Origin of the sequence: Ferrovibrio sp. (genome assembly GCF_017994015.1) — a bacterium.
GTDB lineage: Bacteria > Pseudomonadota > Alphaproteobacteria > Ferrovibrionales > Ferrovibrionaceae > Ferrovibrio.
In genome coordinates, this window is record NZ_JAGOLP010000010.1 from 60228 (window position 1) to 80940 (window position 20713).

Below are 20713 nucleotides of genomic sequence, written 5' to 3' on the forward strand. Positions count from 1 at the left end.
GGGATTCTGGCGATGCGCGGCTTTTTTGGCGTGGGTGTGGAACGGATGAGCAAGCCGATGAATGCCGGCACGCTGTTTCGCACCGCGCATGCTTTTGGCGCCGGCTTTGTGTTCACCATCGACGCGGCCTATTCGGTGAATGCGGCGCGCTCGGATACCAGCCGCACGCCGGATAACCTGCCCTGGTATACCTACGACAAGCCGGCCGACCTGAAACTGCCGCAGGGCTGCAAGCTGGTGGGCATTGAATTGCTCGACCAGGCGGTGGACCTGCCGAGTTTCCGCCACCCGCAGCGCGCCGCCTATGTGCTGGGGCCGGAGCAAGGCTCGCTCAGCCCGGAACTGGTGGCCCGCTGCGACCATGTGATCAAAATCCCGACCAGCTTCTGCGTCAATGTCGGTGTGGCCGGCGCCATCGTGATGTATGACCGGCTGATCACGCTGGGCAAATTTGCCGAACGCCCGCTCTCGCCGCTGGGCAAGCCGACCTGGCCGGAAGACAAAGGCGGCCGCCAGCGCAAGCGCATTGTGGAATCATGAATTTTGCGCTGTTCGATACTGCGCTCGGCCCCTGCGGCATCCTATGGGGCGAACGCGGCATTGCAGCCGTGCAATTGCCTGAACTGAACCGCCAGGCCACCCGTGCCCGGCTGCTGCGGCAGCATCCGGCAGCGCAGGAAGCCGCGCCGCCTGCCGCCATCGCCCAGGCCATCGCCGGCATCCAGGCTTTGCTGGCCGGCGACCGGTCGGTGACTTTCAGCAACGCGCCGCTGGATACCGCAGGCCTGCCGGCTTTCCATCGCCGCGTCTATGCCGTGATCAGCCGGCTCAGGCCCGGCGAGACCATGACCTATGGCGCGATTGCCGCCGAGCTTGATGAAGGCGAGGCCGGCGATGCCCGCGCCGTGGGACATGCGCTCGGCAAGAACCCGATCCCGGTGATCATTCCCTGTCACCGCGTAGTGGCGGCCAACGGCAAACTCGGCGGCTTCTCGGCGCCGGGCGGGCGCGAGACCAAACTCAAGCTGCTCGCCATCGAAGGCGGCGGCGCCCCGGATAACCGGCAGCCGAGTTTATTCTGAGCCTGATCGTAGCAGCCGCCTTTGCAGCAGACTTTGCATGTCCCGTCGGCCATCGGCGACGCAATAGACAATCACCTGCTGGCCCATCACGCGGTAGATAATGCGATAGGGTTTAAAATGGGCTTCGCGGAAATCCGTGATGCCAAGCGCCTGCAATTCCTTGGGCGCATGGCCACGCATCGGCAGCTGTGCGAGCCGCAGGCAGGCAGCTTCAAGCCGTTGCAGTAAAGCATCAGCCTTCTGCAAGCCATCCTGCGCGGCAACAAAGTAATGGATATCGAGAATATCCCGCTCGGCAGCCTCGGCCAGAAAAACCTCGTAGCGCAAAGCCGGCCTAATCCTTTAAGCGCGCCCGGATGGAAGCGAAAGCCTGTTTTGCCGGCTTGATCCTGCCAGCTTCAACCTGCTGCGTGGTCAGCGCCAGCACTTTCAGCAAAGCCAGGGTTTCCTGGGTCTGTTCGTAGCTGGCGATATCCTGCAACACCGCCTTGGCCTCGCCATGCAGGGTGACGATCACCGGTTCGCCATGATCGGCCAATTCACGGATGACATCCGGCGCATGCGCCTTGAGGTAACTTATCGGCTTCACCCGGTCGGCGAGTTTCATGGTCCGGCCCTTCTTCGTGATGGGCTAAAGATAGACCGAATTTAGACCAGCGTGAAGCCCCTACTCCGCCGCCTCGATATCGCGGGCCAGCACTTCGCGTTTGCCGACATGGTTGGCGGTGCCGACCACGCCTTCCTTTTCCATGCGTTCCATGATGCGGGCGGCGCGGTTATAGCCGATCTGCAAATGGCGCTGGATGAAGCTGGTGCTGGCCTTGCGCTCGCGGCAGACCAGGGCCACGGCCTGATCGTAGAGCGTGTCGCTCTCGTCGCCATCCTCGCTGCCACCCATGCCGGGCAGGCCGAACTTGCTTTCGTTATCGGTGGTCACGGCTTCGACATAGACCGGCTCGCCCTGGTCCTTCAGAATCTTGACCACACGTTCAACTTCCTCGTCGGTGACGAAGGGGCCATGCACACGCTGGATACGGCCGGCGCCGGGCATGTAGAGCATGTCGCCCATGCCGAGCAATTGCTCGGCACCCATCTCGCCCAGAATGGTGCGGCTATCGATCTTGGAGGTGACCTGGAACGAGATGCGGGTGGGGAAATTGGCCTTGATGGTGCCGGTGATGACATCCACCGAAGGCCGTTGCGTCGCCATGATGAGGTGGATGCCGGCGGCACGCGCCATCTGCGCCAGGCGCTGGATCGCGGCTTCGATATCCTTGCCGGCCACCAGCATCAGGTCGGCCAGCTCATCCACAATCACCACGATGAAGGGCAGCGGATTGAGATCGAGCGGGCGTTCCTCGAAGATCGGCTTGCCGGTTTGCGGATCGAAACCGGTCTGCACCGTGCGGCCCAGGGCCTCGCCCTTGACGCGGGCCTGCGCCAGCCGTTCGTTATAGGAAGCGATATTGCGCACGCCGAGTTCCGACATCTTGCGATAGCGGTCCTCCATCTCGCGCACGGTCCATTTCAGCGCCACCACCGCCTTGCCCGGCTCGGTCACCACCGGCGCCAGCAGATGCGGGATACCGTCATAAACCGACAATTCCAGCATCTTCGGATCGACCATGATGAAGCGGCACTGATCCGGGGTGAGGCGATACAGCAGGCTGAGGATCATGGTGTTGATCGCCACCGACTTGCCCGAGCCGGTGGTGCCGGCCACCAGCAGATGCGGCATGCGGGTGAGATCGGCAATGGCCGGCGCGCCGCCGATATCCTTGCCCAAAGCCAAAGCCAGCTTGTTGGATGAATTCTCGAATTCGGCCGAAGCCAGCAATTCGCGCAGGTAAACCGTCTCGCGCTTGGCATTGGGCAATTCGATGCCGATGGCGTTGCGGCCCGGGATCACTGCAACACGGGCGGAGAGTGCGCTCATCGAGCGGGCGATATCATCTGCCAGACCGATGACACGGCTGGATTTGGTGCCGGGCGCCGGCTCAAGTTCATACAGCGTCACCACCGGGCCGGGGCGCACCTTGACGATCTCACCCTGCACGCCGAATTCGCTGAGCACGGATTCCAGCATCCGCGCATTCTGCTCCAGCGCTTCCTCGTTGATCTTCTCGCGCACAGCATCGGCCGGCGGTGGCTTGAGCAGGCCCAGTTCGGGCAATTCAAAATTGCTGCCATCGCCCAGCTTGAGGCTGGGTTGCGCCTCGGCGGCCACCCGCTTGCCCGGCTTGGGCCGCTCCTGACGGCGCTCAACCCGGCTGGCTTCATCCAGTTTACGCGCCGGCGGCAGGGTCATCGCCTCGCGGCCACGCTCCTCGGCATCCTCGTCATCCAGATAGGCGTCGTCATCGGCCTCGATCTCATCGGCCTGCGGCGGCTGCTTGGCGCGCGCGGTCAGGCGCGGCTCGGCGCGTTTCACGGCGCGGGCCTGTTCGGGCGCCGGGGTTGCGTAATCGTCATCCTCGGCATCCACGGCGCGGCGCGCAAACACGGCGCCGAAACCGGCCTTGACCCGGCCCATGAAATCCTGCGCCTCGGCGCCGGCGCGGATCGCCGCCCGGCCGCCCTGATACAGGCCCTGCGCGGTCAGCCCGGCAGTGGCAGCAGCGCCGAAACCGATGCCGCTGCCAACCTGGCGCCATTCACCCAGCGACAGGCCGGAGCAGAAATAGAAACACACCGCCGCCAGGCCAAGGCAGAGCGCACCCGGCAACACGGCGGAAATCGGCAGGCCGAACTGCACCGCCAGCGGCACCAGCTGGCGATACATCAGCCAGTCGCCCAGGATGCCGCCCAGGCCAGTGCGTAAAGTCCAGGAAGCCGGCAACGGCAAAGCGGCGGCAAAGGCGGCCGAAAGCAGCAGGGTGAGCGGCACCAGCGCCACATTCAGCCACCAGCGCGGCAGGCCACGATGCGAGGCAACCCGGAAACCCCAGGTGGCCAGCAACGCCACCAGCAGCCAGGCCGAAAGCCCCAGGGTTTGCAGCAGCAGATCAGACAGATAGGCGCCGGGCCGGCCAAGCCAGTTCTGCGCCAATTCGCGGGTGGCGTGGTTCAGGTTCGGATCGGCTTCGGTATAGGTGGCCAGCGCCAACGCCAGCAGGAAGCCGCAGCCGAGCAGCAACACGCCGCCGCCCTCCTGCGCCCGCTGGCGCATGAAGCTGTCAAATCCCTGCGGGAAAAACCGCGGTTTCCGAGCCGATTTGGCACGCATGCCGCCCCTCATCCAATAAACCTCCGCCGACACGGCACACGCCTGCGCCAGCCTGTCAATTAACCCCCCAAAACCTTACTGAACCGTTGCATTGCCTCGCGGGTCTGCTCCAATTCGCAAACCAGGGCGACGCGCAGGTAAGGCTTGCCGGCGGCGGCCGACACCGCATCGCCCGTGTCTCGCACCAGATAGGCGCCCGGCAGGGTGCGCAGGCCGGCTTCGCGCCACAGCTTCACAGCGGCCGCCTCGCCATCGCCCACATCGAGCCACAGATAAAAGCCGCCAGCCGGCCGGTAGAAGCCGAAACGGTTGCCCAGGATGCTTTGCGCTATGTCGAATTTCTCGCGATAGAGCGTGCGGTTGGCTTCAACATGGCTTTCCTCGCGCCACAGCTCGGTGGAGGCTTCCACCACCGGCATCATCATGCCGGCACAGCCATAATTGCGCAGCTTGATGAATTCCTGCGTGATACGCGCATCGCCGGCACAGAAGCCGGAGCGCAGGCCGGGCGCCGAGGAGCGTTTCGACAGCGAATGGAACACCACCACATTGTTCAACGCAGCATCGCCGGCCCGCCCGCCACTCAGCGCCATGGCGGCTTCCAGGCCACCCGGCGGCGGCGCGGCATCGTAGATTTCGGCGTAACATTCATCGAAGGCGATGACAAAATCATATTGCCGCGCCAGTTCGATCAGGCGGGTGAGGTAATCCAGGCTGGCCACGGTGCCTTGCGGATTGGCCGGCGAGCAGAGATAGACCAGCGCGGTGCGCGCCAGGATCTCCGGCGCCACGCCGGCAAAATCCGGCAAAAAGCCGTTCTCGGCGCTGGCCGGCACAAACACCGCCTCGGCGCCGCTGGCCGCCGTGGCGCCGATATAGGCCTGATAAAACGGGTTCGGCATCAGCACTGCCGGGCGCTGGCCGTTTTTCTGCGGCGGCACCACCACCTGGGCCAGCATGTAGAGCCCTTCGCGGGTGCCGTTCAGCGCCACGATCTGGCGTTCGGGATCAAGCAGCGCATCAGGCAGGGCATAGCGCCGCTTGAGCCAATCGGCACAGGCGGCGCGGAAAGCCGGCGAGCCATTGGCGGTGGGATAGCGGCTCAGCGCCGAAAGATCGCGGGTCAGCGCCGCCGGCACGATATCCGGCAACGGATGCTGCGGCTCGCCCACCGACAGATTGATCGGCGTCAGGCCATGGCTGGCAGGCTCGCTGTCGAGCAATGCCCGCAGACGCTGAAATGGATAGTCGGAAAGAATCTCTAGATTGCTATTCAGCATTGTAAATCAAGCAGTTGAGGGGGCGAATCGGGGATGGCGCGAATCGGCCCAGCCTAACCCCGCCGGAGTCGCGCCGCAAGCTGATAGGCAGCGGCGCCGGCCATGCTACAATCGGATCATGACCGAGCCCGCCTCGCCAAGCTGTGCTGCGCGTTTTGCGCCGGATGCCTATATGGGCTTCCTGCCGCAAGCCGAATTGCAGGCCTGCCTGGCCGAATTATGGCGCCTGGCGCCGGATGCCGATGCTCGGCAGCTTGTTGCCGCCCGGCTCGGCGGGCAGATATCAGGCCAGCCCGAGCCGGATGCCGCCGCCTTCCAGGCTTTGCTCACGGCCAGCCTGCCGAAAATCCGCGACGATGCGCTGCATGCGGCTTTGCTTGGCCTGCGGCGCTAAACTGCCGCCATGCAGCATCGCGTAGCACTCTACACCTTTGGCATCTTCCGGCGGCCTTCGGCCGATCCGGCCAATGCCGGCTTCCATGCCCGCAACGATGCCAACCTGGCCGCCGCCGAAAGCGCCCAGGGCTTCATCGCCCGCTCGGGCTATGCCGGCGATCTCGGGCCGCCAAGCTGGGGCGCGCATGCCTATCCGCGTTTTTATGTGCAGCACGCCGATGCGCATTCGCCCTCCACCCTGTCGCTGTGGCGCGACCTGGAGGCGCCGTTTGCCTTCAGCTATCACGGCATCCATGCCGAAGCCCTGGCGCATGGCCGCGAGTGGTTTCTGCAACCTGTGCCGCCGCCGCAAAAGCCGGCCTGGCCGCCCTATGTGCTGTGGTGGCTGGCCGCCGATCACCAGCCGGACTGGCAGGAAGCCGTGGCCCGGCTCGAAGCCCTGCATGATCACGGCGCCACGCCGCAAGCCTTCACCTGGAAAACCCCGTTCGACGCCGCAGGTAGGCCGGTGATGCTCGACCGCGACGCGGTGCGGCATTATGCCGGGCTTAACCTGGCGCGACAGCAGGGGGTGGGCTAGCAGTATTTGGCGGGGAAAATGGTGCCCAGGGACGGATTTGAACCGCCGACACGAGGATTTTCAGTCCTCTGCTCTACCAACTGAGCTACCTGGGCATACCGGCCGCGCCGGCTGGCGCAACGGGGTGTTACAAAAGGGCGTAACGGGGCGCGGTTATAGACAAACTCCCCCCGCCTGTCCATATATCCGGGGCCAGAAAAAAGCCGCCCGGGGCATTGTTGTCAAAATGATCGAAAATCACGCCATCCTGGTGCGCGGCCTGAGCAAAAGCTATGGCAAGCCGCCGAATCTGGTGCCGGCGGTGGCCGGCATCGACTTTAGCGTAGCGCGCGGCAGCACCACGGCGCTGCTGGGCGGCAATGGCGCCGGCAAGACCACCACCATCGCCATGCTGCTGGGGCTGCTGAAGCCGAGCGCGGGCAGCGTCACCGTGCTGGGCGCCGATATGGAGCGCCAGCGCCATCTGGTGCTGCCGCGGATGAATTTCTCCTCGCCCTATGTTGATCTGCCGCACCGGCTGACCGTGGGGCAGAATCTGCGCATCTTTGCCCAGCTTTACGATGTGGCCGAGCCGGCCAAGCGCATTGCCGACCTGGCCGAGGTGCTGGATTTCAGCCATCTGCTGCAACGCCCCGCCGGCGCGCTTTCGGCCGGCCAGAAAACCCGGGTGGCGCTGGCCAAGGCCCTGATCAACAAGCCGGAATTGCTGCTGCTGGACGAGCCGACGGCGAGCCTGGACCCGGATACCGCCGATTGGGTGCGCGGCCTTTTGGAGCGCTATCGCGCCGAGCGCGGCGCCACCTTGCTGCTGGCCTCGCATAACATGGCCGAGGTGGAGCGGCTGGCCGATCAGGTGCTGATGATGAAGCAGGGCCGCATCGTGGATCGCGGCACCCCGGCGGAATTGCTGGCGCGTTATGGCCGCGACGATCTGGAACAGGTTTTCCTGGATATTGCACGCGGCCAGGGCAAGGCGGCCGAAATTCACGGGTCTCTGGTGTAAGGCGGCGGCAGGCATGAGCATTGTTATTCTGGGCTTCAGCCCCAACCGCATCGGCGCGCTGCTGCGGCGGCATTTTTATCTGCTGTTCGGCTCCTGGGTGCGGCTGGTGGATTTGATCTACTGGCCGATGGTGCAGATGCTGATGTGGGGTTTCCTGTCGCAATTCCTGATGGGCAAGGCGAGTTATATCGCCCAGGCTTTCGGGCTTTTGCTGGCCGGCATGATGCTGTGGGATTCGATGTTCCGCATCCAGCTCAGCGTGGCGATTTCCTTCCTGGAGGAAATGTGGAGCCGCAATCTCGGCAACCTGTTTGTCAGCCCGCTGCGGCCGAGCGAATTCGCCGCCGCCTTGCTGACCATGGGCCTGCTGCGCACCCTGTTCAGCATGATCCCGGTCAGCCTGGCGGCCTGGTGGTTCTTTGATTTCTCAGTCTATTCGCTGGGTCTGGCGCTGGCCGGCTTCTTTGCCTCGCTCACCCTGTTCGGCTGGGCCATCGGCCTGGCGGTGAGCGGCCTGGTGATGCGCCAGGGCCTGGGGGCCGAGAATATCGCCTGGGCTGCCGCCTTCCTGTTTTTGCCGGTGGCGGCGGTGTATTACCCGGTCAGCGTGCTGCCGGGCTGGCTGCAATATGTCGCCTGGAGCTTCCCGCCGGCCTATGTGTTTGAGGGACTGCGCGCCCTGCTGGTGGACGGCCAGTTCCGGCCCGACCTGATGTGGGCCGCCTTCGGCCTCAATCTGCTCTATCTGGCGCTTGGCTTCGGCGCCTTCATGGCTTTGTTCGAGGCGGCGCGGCGCGGCGGGCAGTTGCTGGGCCAGGGCGAATAGATGCAGCCCGGCGCCACCCCCCTGCTGAAAGCCGAAGGGCTGATCCTGCGGCCGCTGAGCCAGCGCGATGCCGGCGCCCTGGGGCTGGAGCCGGCGGTGGCCGAAAGCCTGCTGGCCGAAGCGCAACGGGGTTCCGCCCTGCTCTGGCTGCTGGCGCCCAATCCGCGCCAGCCTGGGTTTGGCTGGATTGGCCTGCGCGGCCTGGATGGCCTGCATCGCCGCGCCAGCCTGGGTGGCCTGGTGCGGCCGGAACAGCGCCGCCAGGGCCATATGCTGGCAGCGGCAAGGCGGGTGCTGGATTACGGCTTCCAGGACCTGCGGCTGCATCGTATCGGCGCCCGGCTCGATCCGGAGAATGCCGCCGGCCAGGCATTGCTGGCGCGGCTCGGCTTCCAGCCCGAGGGCCGGCTGCGCGGCTATCGCAGCGGCGCCGATGGTGGCCCGCGCGATGTGCTGCTGTTCAGCCGGCTGGCGAGCGATGCCGCGCCCTGAAACGGCGCGGGCTCAGGCCGAATTGCGCCTTGAACCGGGCATTGAAGGTGGACAGGTCGCCAAAGCCGCAATCAAAGGCGATGGCGGCCACCGGCGCGCTGCTTTGGCATAGCCTGAGTGCGGCGCGGCGCAGGCGCAGATTGAGCAGATATTCATAGGGCGCCAGGCCGGTAACGCTGCGGAAACAACGCAGGAAATGATATTTGCTCATGCCGGCCACGGCGGCCAGATCATCCAGCCCAAGCGGCTCCCCGGCCTGGGCGGCGATATGCTGCAAGGCATTGCCGATGCGGCGCTGATCGCGCGCCTTGAGCACAAGGCGCGGCGCGGCCTGGCAGGAGAGCAGCGCCACCACCCGCTCGGTCAGATGAATTGCCGCCTGTTCGGCTGGCAGTTGCTGCTCGCCGGCCGCCAGCAAAGCCACCAGCGGCGCCATCAAGTCGCGCCCCGCCGGCAGCATGGCGGCCGGAAAGCGGAACCGCGCCGAGCCGGCGGCGCTGGCGCTGATCTCGGCAAACAACTCTGGTGCCAGATGCAGCGCCAGGCAACGATCGCCGGTGGCATGATCATGGCCGCATTCATAACAGGCGCCGGCATTGCCCAGCATCAGCGCGCCGGGATGCAGCAGGGCATGGCCGGTATCGGCGCGATAGCTGAACGATCCCTCCAGCACGGCGGCAATCGACACCTGTTCGTGCTGTTCCTCAAACGGCCGGTCAGCCGGACCGGCGCGGCAGACAAATTCGGTCAGCCGCCAGCCGCGCCCCTGCGCCATGGCGCGGGCGGCGATAGCGGGCTGGATCGGCAAAAAATCGCTCATGAGAAAATTATAGCAACATTCCCCAAGTAGCGAAACCGCAGTTGCGCCATCCTGCCGGCCTCACCCTTTCGAAAAACGGAGTTTCCATGATCAACCATCTTTCCATCGGCGTGCGCGACATCGCCCGCAGCAAAACTTTTTATGATACGGTGCTGGCGCCGCTGGGCTATCGCTGCCTGAGCAGCGGCGACACCTCGCTGGGCTATGGCGACAAGGCGGTGGTGCTGTGGATCGGCGCCAGCGACAGCCCGGTGCCGGCCGATCCCAATTCCGGGCTGCATATCTGCTTCGATGCACCCAGCCGCGCCAGCGTGGATGCCTTCCACCAGGCGGCGCTCAAGGCCAAGGGCCAGGATAATGGCAAGCCCGGCCTGCGCCCGGATTACGATGCCGATTATTATGCCGGCTTTGTCATTGATCCGGACGGCTACCGCATCGAGGCTTATTGCGGCAAGCCGGCCTAGTTCGGCCCTAGTTCTGGGGCCAGGGCTTGAGGGCGCGGGTTTCGCCAATCCGCATCAGCCAGGCATCTTCCGGCGCATAGCCGGCGGCAGCGGCGGCGGCAAGGAAGCGGCCCGGCGGTTCAAAGGGCGGCTCGTCGGTCAGCATCACCGTGCCCCAATGCATCGCCACCAGGCGGCGCGCGCCCATATCGCGGCCCAGCATCACGCCTTCCTCCGGGTTGGCGTGATGCCCGGCCATGATAGCGCGCGGCTCATAGGCGCCAATCGGCACCAGCGCATGATCAAACGGGCCATGGCGCCGGCCGATCTCGCGGAAAACGGCAGGGTGATAGGCCGTGTCGCCGGTGAAGCAGAGATTCAGTCCCTCGCCGGCCAGGGCAAAACCGGCCCAGAGCGTGCGGTTGGCATCAAAGGCCGTGCGTTTCGACCAATGGATTGCCGGCAGGGCCGTGATACGCAGGCCTTGCTGTTCATGCTGCTCATGCCAATCCAGTTCCACCACCTGGCCGAAGCCCAGCTTGCGGAAATAACTGCCCAGCCGCAACGGCACCACCAGCGTGGTGCGACCGCGATTGGGCAGCCGCGCCAGCGTATCGGCGCAGAGATGATCATAATGGTTATGGCTGATCGCCAGGATGTCGATCGGCGGCAATTGCTCCGGCGTCAGGCCCGGCGCCACAAAACGCTTGGGCGACAGGCCGCGCACCGGCCCGGCTTCGTCGCCCAGGAACGGATCAAGCAAAATCGTGCGGCCATCCAGCCGCAGCAGGAAGGCGGCATGGCCGAGCCACATCAATGCCGGGCCGGATTGCAGCGCCTGCCAGCCGGCCAGGGCTTCATCAGGCCCAAGCGCATGATCCGGCGGCACCACCTGCGGCTGGCGCGATTGCCGCAGCATGCGGCCGATGAAACGCCAATAGGTGCCGGCATCGGGCTTCAAATGCGGGCTGCCGGGCGGATTGCGGAAGCCGCGCGCAGTGTGGTGCCAGGGTTTGTCCGTCATCGCTTCAGGCTCCGAACAGCATCTGGCCCAACAGGCGATTGGGCAGCAGGGTGAAGAATCCGGTCAGGATCAGGCCGCTCCAGTAAACGATCAGCATGGCACGACGATGCCAGCGGATATTGCCGCGCCGGGCAGCATAGATGGCGCCGGCCAGGCCGGTGGGGGTTATCACCGACAGGATATGGATCGGACTGAGGCTGCCGGGAAAGATTTCGGTGATCAAAAACGAACTCAGGCAGGCCAGCAGCATGAGGCCGACATACACGCGGCCAAGCAGCTTGTGCAGGCTGCCACCCTTATGCAGCAGCGTGCCCGGGCGGCCCAGCAGCACAATCGTGCCGAGAACCAGGGCCAGCAGCGTACTGCCAAGATGAATTTGAATGGCGGGCGGGGCGGCCAGCAGCGGGGCGATATTCATGCCGCAAACGCTAGCGGCTGGGCTTAAAATCGCCTACGGCTAAACTATCTTATGCTTGTGACCATGGTCACGCAGCCGCAAGGGAGCCTGGATTTTGAGCGCCACCATCGCCCTGGTCGATGACGACCGCAACATCCTCACATCGGTATCCATCGCCCTGGAAGCCGAAGGCTACAAGGTGCGCACCTATAATGATGGTGCCGAAGCTTTGCGTAATCTGACCCAGCAGCCCACCGATCTGGTGATCCTGGATATCAAGATGCCGCGCCTCGACGGCATGGAAACCCTGACCCGGCTGCGCCGTGTCAGCCAGGTGCCGGTGATCTTCCTGACTTCGAAGGATGAGGAGATCGACGAGGTGCTGGGGCTCAAGATGGGCGCCGATGATTATATCAAGAAGCCGTTCAGCCAGCGTTTGCTGATCGAGCGGATCAAGGCGGTGCTGCGCCGCGCCGAAGCCAACCAGCCCGGCGCCGAGGAAACCGCAGCCGACAAGATGATCCATCGCGGCCCGCTGACGCTCGATCCCTCGCGCCATAAATGCACCTGGCGCGGCGGCGATGTGGTGCTGACGGTGACCGAATTCCTGCTGTTGCAGGCACTGGCGCAGCGCCCCGGCCATGTCAAGAATCGCGACCAGCTGATGGACGCGGCCTATGACGACAATGTGTATGTCGACGACCGCACCATCGACAGCCATATCAAGCGGCTGCGCAAGAAGTTCAAGGTGGTGGACGACGATTTCGACGCCATCGAAACGCTCTACGGCGTTGGCTATCGCTTCAAGGAAAGCGCCATCAAGGAAGGCGGCGAGGCGGCGGAAAGCGAGGCGGTGTGAGCGGCAGGCCTGAGCGGCCATGACCCCGGCACCCACCATGCCGCCGCCACGCCCCAGGCGGCGCCTGATGTCGCCGCTGACCCGGCGCATCCTGCTGATCAACCTGGCGGCGCCTTTCCTACTGGCGGTGGCATTTCTGTATCTCGATCAGTTCCGCCTCGGGCTGATCGACACCCGGCTTAATGCCCTGCAATTCGAGGGCAACCTGATTGCCGGCGCGCTGGGCGAATCCGCCATCAGTCCCTATGAACTGGCCCCCAGCCTGGACCCCGACATGGCGCGGCAATTGCTGCGCCGGCTTTCCGCGCAATCCAGCGCCCGGGCGCGGCTGTTTGATGGCGAGGGTGAATTGATCGCCGATAGCCGGCTGCTGCTGGCCGCCGGGCGCGGCGTGGTGACCCGGCAATTGCCGCCGCCGAATATCGAGCCGCCCTGGGATCAGGCATTGTTCAAGCTCTATGACAAGATCAACGCGGTGTTCATGACCACGCTGGACCTGCCGCGCTACACTGAGCTGCCCTTCGCTCATGCCAATGATTACAGCGAAGTGGGCCTGGCCCTGGATGGCGAGAATGCCAATGGCCTGCGCGATATCGGCGATGGCCGCATGATGCTCTCGGTGGCGGTGCCGGTGCAGGGTTTGCGCAAGGTGGTGGGCGCGCTGATGCTGACCATCGACAGCACCGAGATCGATACCAGGGTGCGTGAGGAACGGCTGACGGTGATGAAGCTGTTTGCCCTGGTGCTCGGCTTCACCGTGGCCGCCTCGCTCTATCTGGCTGCCGCCATCGTGCGCCCGATCCATCGCCTGGCCGAGGCCGCCGACCGCATCCGCGCCGCCAAGGGCCGTATCGCACATCTGCATATCCCGGATTTCTCTGCGCGCCATGACGAGATCGGCGACCTTTCGGTGGTGCTGGGCGCCATGACCCAGGCCTTGTCGCAGCGGCTGGATGCCATTGAGCATTTTGCCGCCGATGTGGCGCATGAAGTGAAAAACCCGCTGACTTCCCTGCGCAGTGCCATGGAAACCTTTGCCCGCATCGACAAGCCGGAGCCGCGCGCCCGCCTGCTGGCGGTGATGCAGGATGATGTGCGCCGCATGGACCGGCTGATCAGCGATATTTCCGAAGCCTCGCGGCTGGATGCCGAACTGGGCCGCGCCGAGGCGGCGCCGGTTGATCTGGATGCCCTGCTGCGCAGCGTGGTAGCGCAATACCAGGATCAGGCCAAACCGGGCGAGCCAAAGCTGGATTACCGCCGCGACGGCAACGGGCCTTTGCTGGTACCGGGCTTTGATAGCCGGCTGGGCCAGGTGGTGCGCAACCTGATCGACAATGCCGTGTCATTCAGCCCGGCGGATGGGGTGATCGAAGTGGTTTTGCGCCGCGATGGCGTCTGGGCAGTGTTCACGGTGAGCGACGACGGCCCCGGGATTCCGCCGGAAAACCTGGAATCAATCTTTGAGCGTTTCTACAGTGAACGGCCGAGCAGCGAGGCTTTCGGCCTGCATTCCGGCCTTGGCCTGTCAATCTCGCGCCAGATCGTGCAGTCGCTGGGCGGTGATATCCGGGCGGAAAACCGGCGCGACAAGCCATCCGGCGCTCGTTTCATTGTGCGTCTGCCGCTCTGAAGCCAGCCTGCCGGCGGCATGAGCAATGTTACGGCGTATTGACATGTGCGCTGCACAACGGCAGGCTCCCCAGCCATGCATATACTGTATGCAAGTTGTGTCGCCCTGGATGGGATTGCCGTGCTGCTGCGCGGGCCGTCCGGCGCTGGAAAATCCGACCTGGCCTTGCGCCTGCTGGCGCTGGGCGGCCAATTGGTGGCTGATGACCAGACCATGCTGACACCACAGGCCGGGCAATTGATCGCCAGCGCGCCGCCGCGCCTGCTCGGCCTGCTGGAAATCCGTGGCCTTGGCCCGGTGCCGGTGTTGCCGGCACCGCCTACGCCGCTGGCCCTGGTGGTTGACCTGGTGCCGCTGGCAGATATGCCGCGCCTGCCCGAGCCGGCCTATGAACACTGGTTTGGCATTGCCGTGCCCAGGCTGGCGGCCGAAGCTTTTTCCGCTGCGGCAGCGCTCAAACTGCGTTACGCCCTGGAGCGCGCCCGGGCCGGCCAGCTGTTTCAGCCCGCCGAGGCGCATGCCGATAGCAGATCGGACGTGGCCTGATGCAACAGCCACAGACGCAACCCGGGCTGCATGAGCGTATCCGCGTGGTGGTGGTCAGCGGCCTGTCCGGCGCCGGCAAGAGCGGCGCGCTGAAAGTGCTGGAAGACCTGGGCTATGAGGCGGTGGATAATCTGCCGCTCTCGCTGCTGCGCCGCCTGACCGTGAGCGACGGCGCCGAGGGCGATGTGCCGCCACGCCGCGCCATCGCCGTGGGCATCGACAGCCGCACGCGCGATTTCAATGCCAATGCGCTCGGTCAGCTGGTGGCCGATCTGAAGGCACGGCCGGAACTGGATGTGCAGCTGGTGTATTTTGAATGCGAGGATGAAGTGCTGCTCAAGCGCTTCACCGCCACGCGCCGCCGGCATCCCTTGGCCGATGATCGCGGTGTGGCCGATGGCATCGCCGCCGAACGCGCCATGATGGCGCCACTGCGCGGCATTGCCGATCATGTCTTCGACACTTCGGTGCTGGCTTTGCCGGAATTGCGCCGCCTGCTGCAAGCCTATTTCGGCCTGCTCGCCACGCCGGCCCTGAGCATTTCGGTTACATCATTTTCCTACCGCCTCGGGTTGCCGCGCGAATCCGACTTCGTCTTTGACGTGCGCTTCCTGCGCAACCCGCATTACGACGAGATATTGCGGCCGCGCCCGGGCAGCGACCCCGAAGTGGCCGCCTATATCGCCGCCGATCCCGATTATCCGCCTTTCATGCACCGCCTAGCCGATATGATCGAAAGCCTGCTGCCGCGTTTCGACGCCGAGGGCAAGCGCTTTCTCACCATCGCGCTGGGCTGCACCGGCGGCCGCCATCGCTCGGTTTGCGTGGCTGAAGATCTCGCCGGGCGCTTGCGCTCGGCTGGCTATCCGGTCAGTCTGCGCCACCGCGATCGCGACCTGACCGGCCCTGACGGACATCCGCATTAAGAGACGATAGGCATGATCGGCATCGTTGTTGTCACCCATGGTCGCCTGGCCGAGGAATTCATCCTCGCCACCGAGCATGTACATGGCCCACAGAAGAATATGCGCGCCGTCTGCATCGGACCCGATGACGACATGGAGCAGCGCCGTCAGGACATCCTGGCTGCCGTTGCCGCCGTCGATTCCGGCAAGGGCGTCATTGTGCTCACCGACATGTTCGGCGGCACACCCTCCAATCTCGCCATCTCGATCATGAACCAGGCCCATGTTGAGGTGATTGCCGGCGTCAACCTGCCGATGATGATCCGGCTGGCCCAGGTTCGCAGCAAATGCGACCTCGCCGCCGCCGTCACCGCCACCCAGGAAGCCGGCCGCAAATATATCAATGTCGCCTCCAAGCTGCTGGCCGGGGAATCACATTGATGGACAGCCCGGCTGTCATCCGCTCGGTCACCATCGTCAACCAGCGCGGCCTGCATGCCCGCGCGGCGGCCAAGTTTGTGCAGGTGGTGGCGAAATACCCGCAGGCCCGCATCCAGGTGGCCAAGGACGGCCAGACCGTGAATGGCGAATCGATCATGGGCCTGATGATGCTGGCCGGCACCCAAGGCTCCAGCATCGAAATCAGCGCCAGCGGCGCGGAAGCCATCGCCGCCATGTCGGCCTTGGTGGAGCTGGTGGAAAACCGCTTCGGCGAAGCGGAATAACCACACCAGCCCGTGGGCAGCTCAGCGGATCAGCCCTCAAGGTCCTGCAATTGCGAAAGCTGCCAAGCGGCTATCAGACATTCCATAGCAAAAACGCTCACCCAGATCGGATTGTCCCCGAGCAGCGTGCCGGGTTCTGTTCGGATGAACCGCTCTACTTGATCGGGTTTCGGCAGTAATTCCAGCCCGGCCTGGATGGCTTCCAGATCAAATATTTCCTGCACCAAGGGGTGCGTGTCGTTGCGCAGCACATTCAGCATCGCCAAAAAATCTGCCCGATAATCCGCATAATGGATAAAGCGGTGATCAAAAAGACCCACCTTGTGCCGGGCCAGCCGCACCGGCTCCGGCAGGATACCAAGCATGGCACGGCGGAATGGTTGACGACTCTGCCCATCAGCCAAAAACTGCTGTATCGGCAGGGAAAGCATAAAATTCACGATGCGCCGATCCAGCAAAGGAAAACTGGCTGCCAACCCGTGCCGGGCTGCCATAATGGCATAATAGGTACATCGCGACGGGATATGATGATCGGCAAATGCTCTTGTGCGATCAGCGGGGCTGTTGCTGTGCAGAACCGGCGGCATGCGGCGCTGGGCAACTTTTTCTCGAATCTGCTGCGACAGATAACGCACTGCCCCGTGCTTGCTGTCCATCACGCCGATGCGACGGCGACGGCGCAGAAAATCGGGCAATAGTGGCGAGACAAGCCGATTGCGGATGGCGGCCGCCAGGGAGATACCATCATTCCGCGCACGCGCTGGCAACGCGCGCAACAGGCTGGGTAGCCGGCCAGCCCGCAGTAAACTGGCATAGAGATTAGCCCCGTTATAGCTCGCCCCTTCATCACCACCGACACCACTGAGAATACAGTCGGCCCCGAAGGCTGCGGCAGCAGCCATCATCGCGTCATCCGGCCCACCGATCACACTTCCTGGCCAGTCTGCATCCCCTGGCCGGCCTGGCATCGGCGGCAAGTCATCGACGGCCAGATGGGAAATATCCGATTCCTGACTCAGCACCGCCGCGATCAACGGACGTTCATCCTGCTCTACCGGCCCAATCGCTGTCTGCGCCATCATGCTCAGCGCCAGCACCTGGTCGTCTCGTTGCCGGGTGGTGCGTGCAGCCAGAATGGTGATCGCGGAACTATCCAGGCCGCCAGTCAGATGGCTGGCCACCGGGCCACTTGCCGGCAACCGGGCGATGACTGCCTCTTGCACCAAGTGTTGCAGGGTTTCGGCCGCATGCTCGGCTGTGCCACGCCAGCTCCCCACCAGTGCTGGATCGGGACGATAGGCGCGGTGCGGACGTGGCGGGCTGTTATCCTGCAACTGAACATGCAAACTATGCCCGGCTTGCAGATAGGCAATGTGCTTGAAACCGCTATCAGGCCCGGCGAAATAGGTTTGGCAGAGTTTGGCTGCAAGAGCAGCCGTATCAATGGCTGTGCTGGCCAAGCCAACGCCATGCAGGCCTTTGGGCAAGCTGGCAAAGGCAAACCAGCGGCCTGGCTGCCAGGTCCAGGCCAATGGCCGAACCCCTATGAAATCCCGCCCCAGCCAGAGCTCCCCGGTTTCGCGTCGCCACAACGCGACGGCATAATCGCCATGCAAATGATCCGGAAAATCTGCGCCATGACGACACACCGCATCCAGCAGTGTTGCTTCAGGACTATCCACAGCATGGTCAAGCCGCAAATCGGCCGCGATCATCCAACCATCTTGATCCGTCAGCCCGCCAGCCGCACCGCTAAAATCCAGCGTGGCAAGGCCCATCGCCCCGTCCAGCAGGCATGTCACTGCTGGGGCCAAGCCCAGCGCAGTCATGGCGGCAGCCATGCGGCGCAACACAGATTCGCTTGCCGCAATACCATCCAGATGCAGAATGCCGCAGATCAGTCGCATACTTAATCATCAACCAGCAAGTCTCTCTCGCGCAGCTTGGCGAGGAAGCTGGAAACCTCACGCCGACAATCTTCTGGCGCCACCTCGAATTCGGCCACCAACCGCGCAATCAGCTCCGCCTCGTCAATCGGATCGGCGAGCAGTTCCCAAATGCGGGTGGCCACCGGGTTCATCAGGCTGTGATACCGGCCGACCGTGACGTTCATCAGCAAGATCGTATCGGCGAGTGGCGCTGCGAGAATCTCACTTTTACGATGCAAAAACGGCATCATTTTCCTCCCTTCCAGTAACCCTGCACATTTTCAACCGACCATGCGCGATAGATTCGAAGGCTTCAACCTTCCTGCTGGTAGCTCCACTCCGCCATCACGGCAGCGCATTGCTTCTCAATGGCGCGGAGCTGCGGCGGCGTCAACACGGCTCGCCACCCGCCGACATGGCCGGAGCGGAAGAAACGTTTCTGTCCAGGCTGGCTTTCCCGGAAGCCATTGCTGGTTTCCTGCCGCTGAAGCTCATCCAGGCTGGAATAGGCAACGGCACGCTCAATTTCAGCCCTTGTTGCCTTCCCATCAAGGAAGGCGACTATCTCGCACAGAATGCCTACAGCGTCCTTGCGCAGGTCTTCGTAGCGCACGACTTTGGTCTTCACCAAGCGTTGCCCGGTCCATTGCGATACATGCCCGGCCCAATCGCCTAACAGGTAGCGCAGCTGCTTGTAATTACCACCAGAGAAAAATGGATCGCCCATTTGTGCGATCACAGCATCCAAGGGCAGGTTGGCATGATGGCTAAGTGACACAGCCACATCGCGCGGGTCGCGTAGGATGTAAAGCGCGCCGCGCGCCCGCGTCCCCAGTATCGGCCTTCCGAGAACTCCCCGAAAATGATCATGTGTTTTGCAAAAAAATGGAAACGCCGTGCTGTTGGCAACGAAGTCGCAATGCAGCGGACGCATTTGTTCCAATTCCTGCCAGTGCAGCAGATCGGGATCAACCAGCATGTCATCCGAAAAGCGCCAGTTGCCCATCAGTGTCTCTGGTTCAGACAGATGGTTGATGTTGACCGGCTGTTCCTTGCCGGCCAACAGGTTGGCCAGCAACACGCGCATCCAGGTATTACCGGATTTGGGATAGGAGGCGAGCCAGACAAGCCCGGGCGGAAAAAACGCCATCGGTTTTCTCCCTAGAGCAATTCATCCCAATGGGCCCGCAATCGAGCTAGAGTTTCGTTCAAATGGACAAAATCGTGCGGCCGATGAAACAGAAAAACCGGAATTTCAGACAGCAGGGCGGCGGTTCGGGCCACCAAATTCCCTTGATTGCAATAGGCGAGTGCCAATTGCCGACGGTAGGTCTGATGCAGCAGAGCTTGTGCTGCTGTGAGTGGCGACAGCAAGGTTATAGCAGATGGAAAGGCAGTATTGGCATCGGCCAGAATATAGATAGCGGCCAGAGGGGCAGGCTCTAGTCCCGACGTTGCCTTGCCGGGTGGAATGACGTGGAACTTCTCGATCCGCTGCCGCACCCTGGAGCCTACGGCCTCGGCGAGACCAATTTGGGCGATACTATCATTATAAAGCCGCAGCACACGCCCGTCCGGCTGGATCAGTGTATGCCCGGATTCAGACTGTTCAACGGAGCAGACATCATCGGCCAGAAAATCGCAGCCGTTCCGGCTTAGGGCGCCTGCCAGGGTGGATTTGCCGGCTCCGCTTGGACCGCAGAACATAAAGGCACGCCCGCTATCGAGCACCGCCGATCCATGCAGCAGCCATGCGCCGCGCTGATACAGAATACCAGCCAAAGCCGTGCCGGTGGCAAAAACCAGGATATCGTCCACCGCAATGCCGGACGCGGGGCATATGATCAACCGGCATCCATCGTAAGCCAGGAAGCGGCCAATGTGCGGCAGGTCAAGCAGGAATTGATTTTTATTCGCCATCCAGTTGGCACCCCTATGGGTGCTATGGTCCAACTGCTTCGGCACATCACCCAAGCAAAACGTCACATCAACTTTCAAATCTCCCGTCGATTGCAGCGGCAATCTCATCGGCAGGGGAATTTCCGACGCAACATTCAACCCAGAAATGCGATAATAATAGGGGTTAGCGTTTAATTTATCGACCATGCATCCTGTTTGCCAGCAAGTCTAAACCTTGGCAAGCCGCGTCAGGTAGACAAAAGTCTGACCCGTATTGGTATTGCTGCTGTGCGGTCGAAACCGAAACATCGCCTTGCGTTGATTAACTGGCGGTTTGATGTTAGCTAGCGGGTCAAGATGTGCCGTGATAAGAGAGGTCAGCGATGCCCAACTTCACCAATAAGCTCTCTGACGAAGCCCAGGTTGCCGCCGGTCAAACCACTGAACCGTTTCAGCGCAAAGCGTGGAGCAATCCTGAGATTGAAGATGCTGACATTAGCGCCATCACCAATGGTAGTGGCACGTCAGGTGTGGAAGGTCCTTCTTTTCTAAAGTCGGGTTCCTGAACCCGCATTGTATCATCCCGTGCGGTTTCCATAGTGATGGGTCCGCACGCTTGGGTATATTGTCGTCTATTCCCGCGCGATTG

26 protein-coding genes and 1 tRNA gene are annotated in these 20713 nt (G+C 63.2%); 15 read left to right on the forward strand and 12 right to left on the reverse strand.

Annotated features, from left to right (window positions below):
* The first annotated feature begins 12 nt into the window (after positions 1–12).
* Positions 13–540 carry an RNA methyltransferase gene (locus KBB36_RS07875; RefSeq protein ID WP_290978446.1) on the forward strand — a complete coding sequence of 176 codons (528 nt, stop codon included), beginning with the start codon at positions 13–15 and terminating at the stop codon, positions 538–540.
* Positions 537–1082 carry a methylated-DNA--[protein]-cysteine S-methyltransferase gene (locus KBB36_RS07880; RefSeq protein ID WP_290978447.1) on the forward strand — a complete coding sequence of 182 codons (546 nt, stop codon included), beginning with the start codon at positions 537–539 and terminating at the stop codon, positions 1080–1082. Before KBB36_RS07875 ends, KBB36_RS07880 begins: the two co-directional genes overlap by 4 nt.
* Here the strand turns inward: KBB36_RS07880 and KBB36_RS07885 are convergent.
* The 4 genes from KBB36_RS07885 to KBB36_RS07900 all read right to left on the reverse strand — a co-directional run bounded on the left by KBB36_RS07885 (position 1074) and on the right by KBB36_RS07900 (position 5588).
* Positions 1074–1409 carry a type II toxin-antitoxin system RelE/ParE family toxin gene (locus KBB36_RS07885; RefSeq protein WP_290978448.1) on the reverse strand — a complete coding sequence of 112 codons (336 nt, stop codon included), beginning with the start codon at positions 1407–1409 and terminating at the stop codon, positions 1074–1076. The two genes, KBB36_RS07880 and KBB36_RS07885, sit on opposite strands and share 9 nt — an antisense overlap.
* 7 nt (positions 1410–1416) lie before the next feature.
* Complete coding sequence (locus KBB36_RS07890) at positions 1417–1689, reverse strand: type II toxin-antitoxin system Phd/YefM family antitoxin (RefSeq protein ID WP_290978449.1); 273 nt, start codon at positions 1687–1689, stop codon at positions 1417–1419.
* A gap of 60 nt (positions 1690–1749) precedes the next feature.
* The gene (locus KBB36_RS07895; protein WP_290978450.1) at positions 1750–4251 is read right to left on the reverse strand and encodes a DNA translocase FtsK; all 2502 of its coding nucleotides are present in this window, start codon (positions 4249–4251) and stop codon (positions 1750–1752) included.
* Between the two features lie 116 nt (positions 4252–4367).
* A complete protein-coding gene (locus tag KBB36_RS07900; RefSeq protein WP_290978451.1) occupies positions 4368–5588 on the reverse strand; it encodes an aminotransferase class I/II-fold pyridoxal phosphate-dependent enzyme in 1221 nt (406 codons plus the stop codon).
* Positions 5589–5706: 118 nt separating this feature from the next.
* On the opposite strand from KBB36_RS07900, the gene KBB36_RS07905 reads away from it, so the two are divergent.
* Together KBB36_RS07905 and KBB36_RS07910 are read left to right on the forward strand one after the other, a co-directional pair.
* Positions 5707–5982 (forward strand): hypothetical protein, encoded by a 276-nt coding sequence (locus KBB36_RS07905; RefSeq protein WP_290978452.1) that lies wholly within the window; start codon positions 5707–5709, stop codon positions 5980–5982.
* 9 nt (positions 5983–5991) lie between these two features.
* Positions 5992–6564, forward strand: a complete 573-nt coding sequence (locus KBB36_RS07910) for a DUF3291 domain-containing protein (protein WP_290978453.1) — start codon at positions 5992–5994, stop codon at positions 6562–6564.
* A 19-nt stretch (positions 6565–6583) separates the two neighbouring features.
* Here KBB36_RS07910 and KBB36_RS07915 read toward each other — a convergent pair.
* A tRNA-Phe gene (locus tag KBB36_RS07915) sits at positions 6584–6659 on the reverse strand.
* A gap of 131 nt (positions 6660–6790) precedes the next feature.
* Here KBB36_RS07915 and KBB36_RS07920 point away from each other — a divergent pair.
* The 3 genes from KBB36_RS07920 to KBB36_RS07930 are packed head-to-tail and all read left to right on the forward strand — an operon-like array spanning position 6791 to position 8885.
* Positions 6791–7567 (forward strand): ABC transporter ATP-binding protein, encoded by a 777-nt coding sequence (locus tag KBB36_RS07920; RefSeq protein ID WP_290978454.1) that lies wholly within the window; start codon positions 6791–6793, stop codon positions 7565–7567.
* 13 nt (positions 7568–7580) lie between these two features.
* Positions 7581–8393: an ABC transporter permease gene (locus KBB36_RS07925; protein ID WP_290978455.1), complete on the forward strand. Its 813-nt coding sequence runs from the start codon at positions 7581–7583 to the stop codon at positions 8391–8393.
* Entirely contained in the window at positions 8394–8885 is a 492-nt protein-coding gene (locus KBB36_RS07930; protein ID WP_290978456.1) for a GNAT family protein, read from the forward strand.
* Here KBB36_RS07930 and KBB36_RS07935 read toward each other — a convergent pair.
* The gene (locus KBB36_RS07935; RefSeq protein ID WP_290978458.1) at positions 8854–9705 is read right to left on the reverse strand and encodes an AraC family transcriptional regulator; all 852 of its coding nucleotides are present in this window, start codon (positions 9703–9705) and stop codon (positions 8854–8856) included. The two genes, KBB36_RS07930 and KBB36_RS07935, sit on opposite strands and share 32 nt — an antisense overlap.
* A gap of 86 nt (positions 9706–9791) precedes the next feature.
* On the opposite strand from KBB36_RS07935, the gene KBB36_RS07940 reads away from it, so the two are divergent.
* Positions 9792–10169: a VOC family protein gene (locus KBB36_RS07940; RefSeq protein WP_290978460.1), complete on the forward strand. Its 378-nt coding sequence runs from the start codon at positions 9792–9794 to the stop codon at positions 10167–10169.
* 7 nt (positions 10170–10176) lie between these two features.
* On the opposite strand, the gene KBB36_RS07945 is transcribed toward KBB36_RS07940, so the two are convergent.
* Together KBB36_RS07945 and KBB36_RS07950 are read right to left on the reverse strand one after the other, a co-directional pair.
* On the reverse strand, positions 10177–11172 hold the full coding sequence (locus KBB36_RS07945; protein ID WP_290978462.1) for an MBL fold metallo-hydrolase: 996 nt from the start codon (positions 11170–11172) through the stop codon (positions 10177–10179).
* A 4-nt stretch (positions 11173–11176) separates the two neighbouring features.
* Positions 11177–11590: a DUF2306 domain-containing protein gene (locus KBB36_RS07950; protein WP_290978464.1), complete on the reverse strand. Its 414-nt coding sequence runs from the start codon at positions 11588–11590 to the stop codon at positions 11177–11179.
* A 94-nt stretch (positions 11591–11684) separates the two neighbouring features.
* On the opposite strand from KBB36_RS07950, the gene KBB36_RS07955 reads away from it, so the two are divergent.
* The 6 genes from KBB36_RS07955 to KBB36_RS07980 all read left to right on the forward strand — a co-directional run bounded on the left by KBB36_RS07955 (position 11685) and on the right by KBB36_RS07980 (position 16237).
* Positions 11685–12428 carry a response regulator transcription factor gene (locus KBB36_RS07955; protein ID WP_290978468.1) on the forward strand — a complete coding sequence of 248 codons (744 nt, stop codon included), beginning with the start codon at positions 11685–11687 and terminating at the stop codon, positions 12426–12428.
* Positions 12429–12447: 19 nt separating this feature from the next.
* Positions 12448–14061, forward strand: a complete 1614-nt coding sequence (locus KBB36_RS07960; protein ID WP_290978469.1) for a stimulus-sensing domain-containing protein — start codon at positions 12448–12450, stop codon at positions 14059–14061.
* Between the two features lie 75 nt (positions 14062–14136).
* Positions 14137–14607, forward strand: a complete 471-nt coding sequence (locus KBB36_RS07965; protein WP_290978470.1) for an aldolase — start codon at positions 14137–14139, stop codon at positions 14605–14607.
* Positions 14607–15533 carry an RNase adapter RapZ gene (gene rapZ / locus KBB36_RS07970; RefSeq protein ID WP_290978471.1) on the forward strand — a complete coding sequence of 309 codons (927 nt, stop codon included), beginning with the start codon at positions 14607–14609 and terminating at the stop codon, positions 15531–15533. The genes KBB36_RS07965 and rapZ overlap by 1 nt, the downstream gene beginning before the upstream one ends.
* A 12-nt stretch (positions 15534–15545) precedes the next feature.
* Entirely contained in the window at positions 15546–15953 is a 408-nt protein-coding gene (locus KBB36_RS07975; RefSeq protein ID WP_290978473.1) for a PTS sugar transporter subunit IIA, read from the forward strand.
* Positions 15953–16237, forward strand: a complete 285-nt coding sequence (locus tag KBB36_RS07980; RefSeq protein WP_290978475.1) for an HPr family phosphocarrier protein — start codon at positions 15953–15955, stop codon at positions 16235–16237. The genes KBB36_RS07975 and KBB36_RS07980 overlap by 1 nt, the downstream gene beginning before the upstream one ends.
* A 29-nt stretch (positions 16238–16266) precedes the next feature.
* Here the strand turns inward: KBB36_RS07980 and KBB36_RS07985 are convergent, their stop codons facing one another.
* The 4 genes from KBB36_RS07985 to KBB36_RS08000 form a co-directional block, all read right to left on the reverse strand.
* Positions 16267–18144, reverse strand: a complete 1878-nt coding sequence (locus KBB36_RS07985; RefSeq protein WP_290978477.1) for an asparagine synthase-related protein — start codon at positions 18142–18144, stop codon at positions 16267–16269.
* A gap of 2 nt (positions 18145–18146) precedes the next feature.
* Positions 18147–18416: a PqqD family protein gene (locus KBB36_RS07990; RefSeq protein WP_290978479.1), complete on the reverse strand. Its 270-nt coding sequence runs from the start codon at positions 18414–18416 to the stop codon at positions 18147–18149.
* A gap of 62 nt (positions 18417–18478) precedes the next feature.
* Entirely contained in the window at positions 18479–19315 is an 837-nt protein-coding gene (locus KBB36_RS07995; RefSeq protein WP_290978481.1) for a sulfotransferase domain-containing protein, read from the reverse strand.
* A gap of 11 nt (positions 19316–19326) precedes the next feature.
* Entirely contained in the window at positions 19327–20271 is a 945-nt protein-coding gene (locus KBB36_RS08000) for a hypothetical protein (RefSeq protein ID WP_290978483.1), read from the reverse strand.
* 176 nt (positions 20272–20447) lie between these two features.
* Between KBB36_RS08000 and KBB36_RS08005 the strand changes: the two genes are divergently transcribed.
* Complete coding sequence (locus tag KBB36_RS08005) at positions 20448–20630, forward strand: hypothetical protein (protein WP_290978485.1); 183 nt, start codon at positions 20448–20450, stop codon at positions 20628–20630.
* Positions 20631–20713 lie beyond the last annotated feature (83 nt).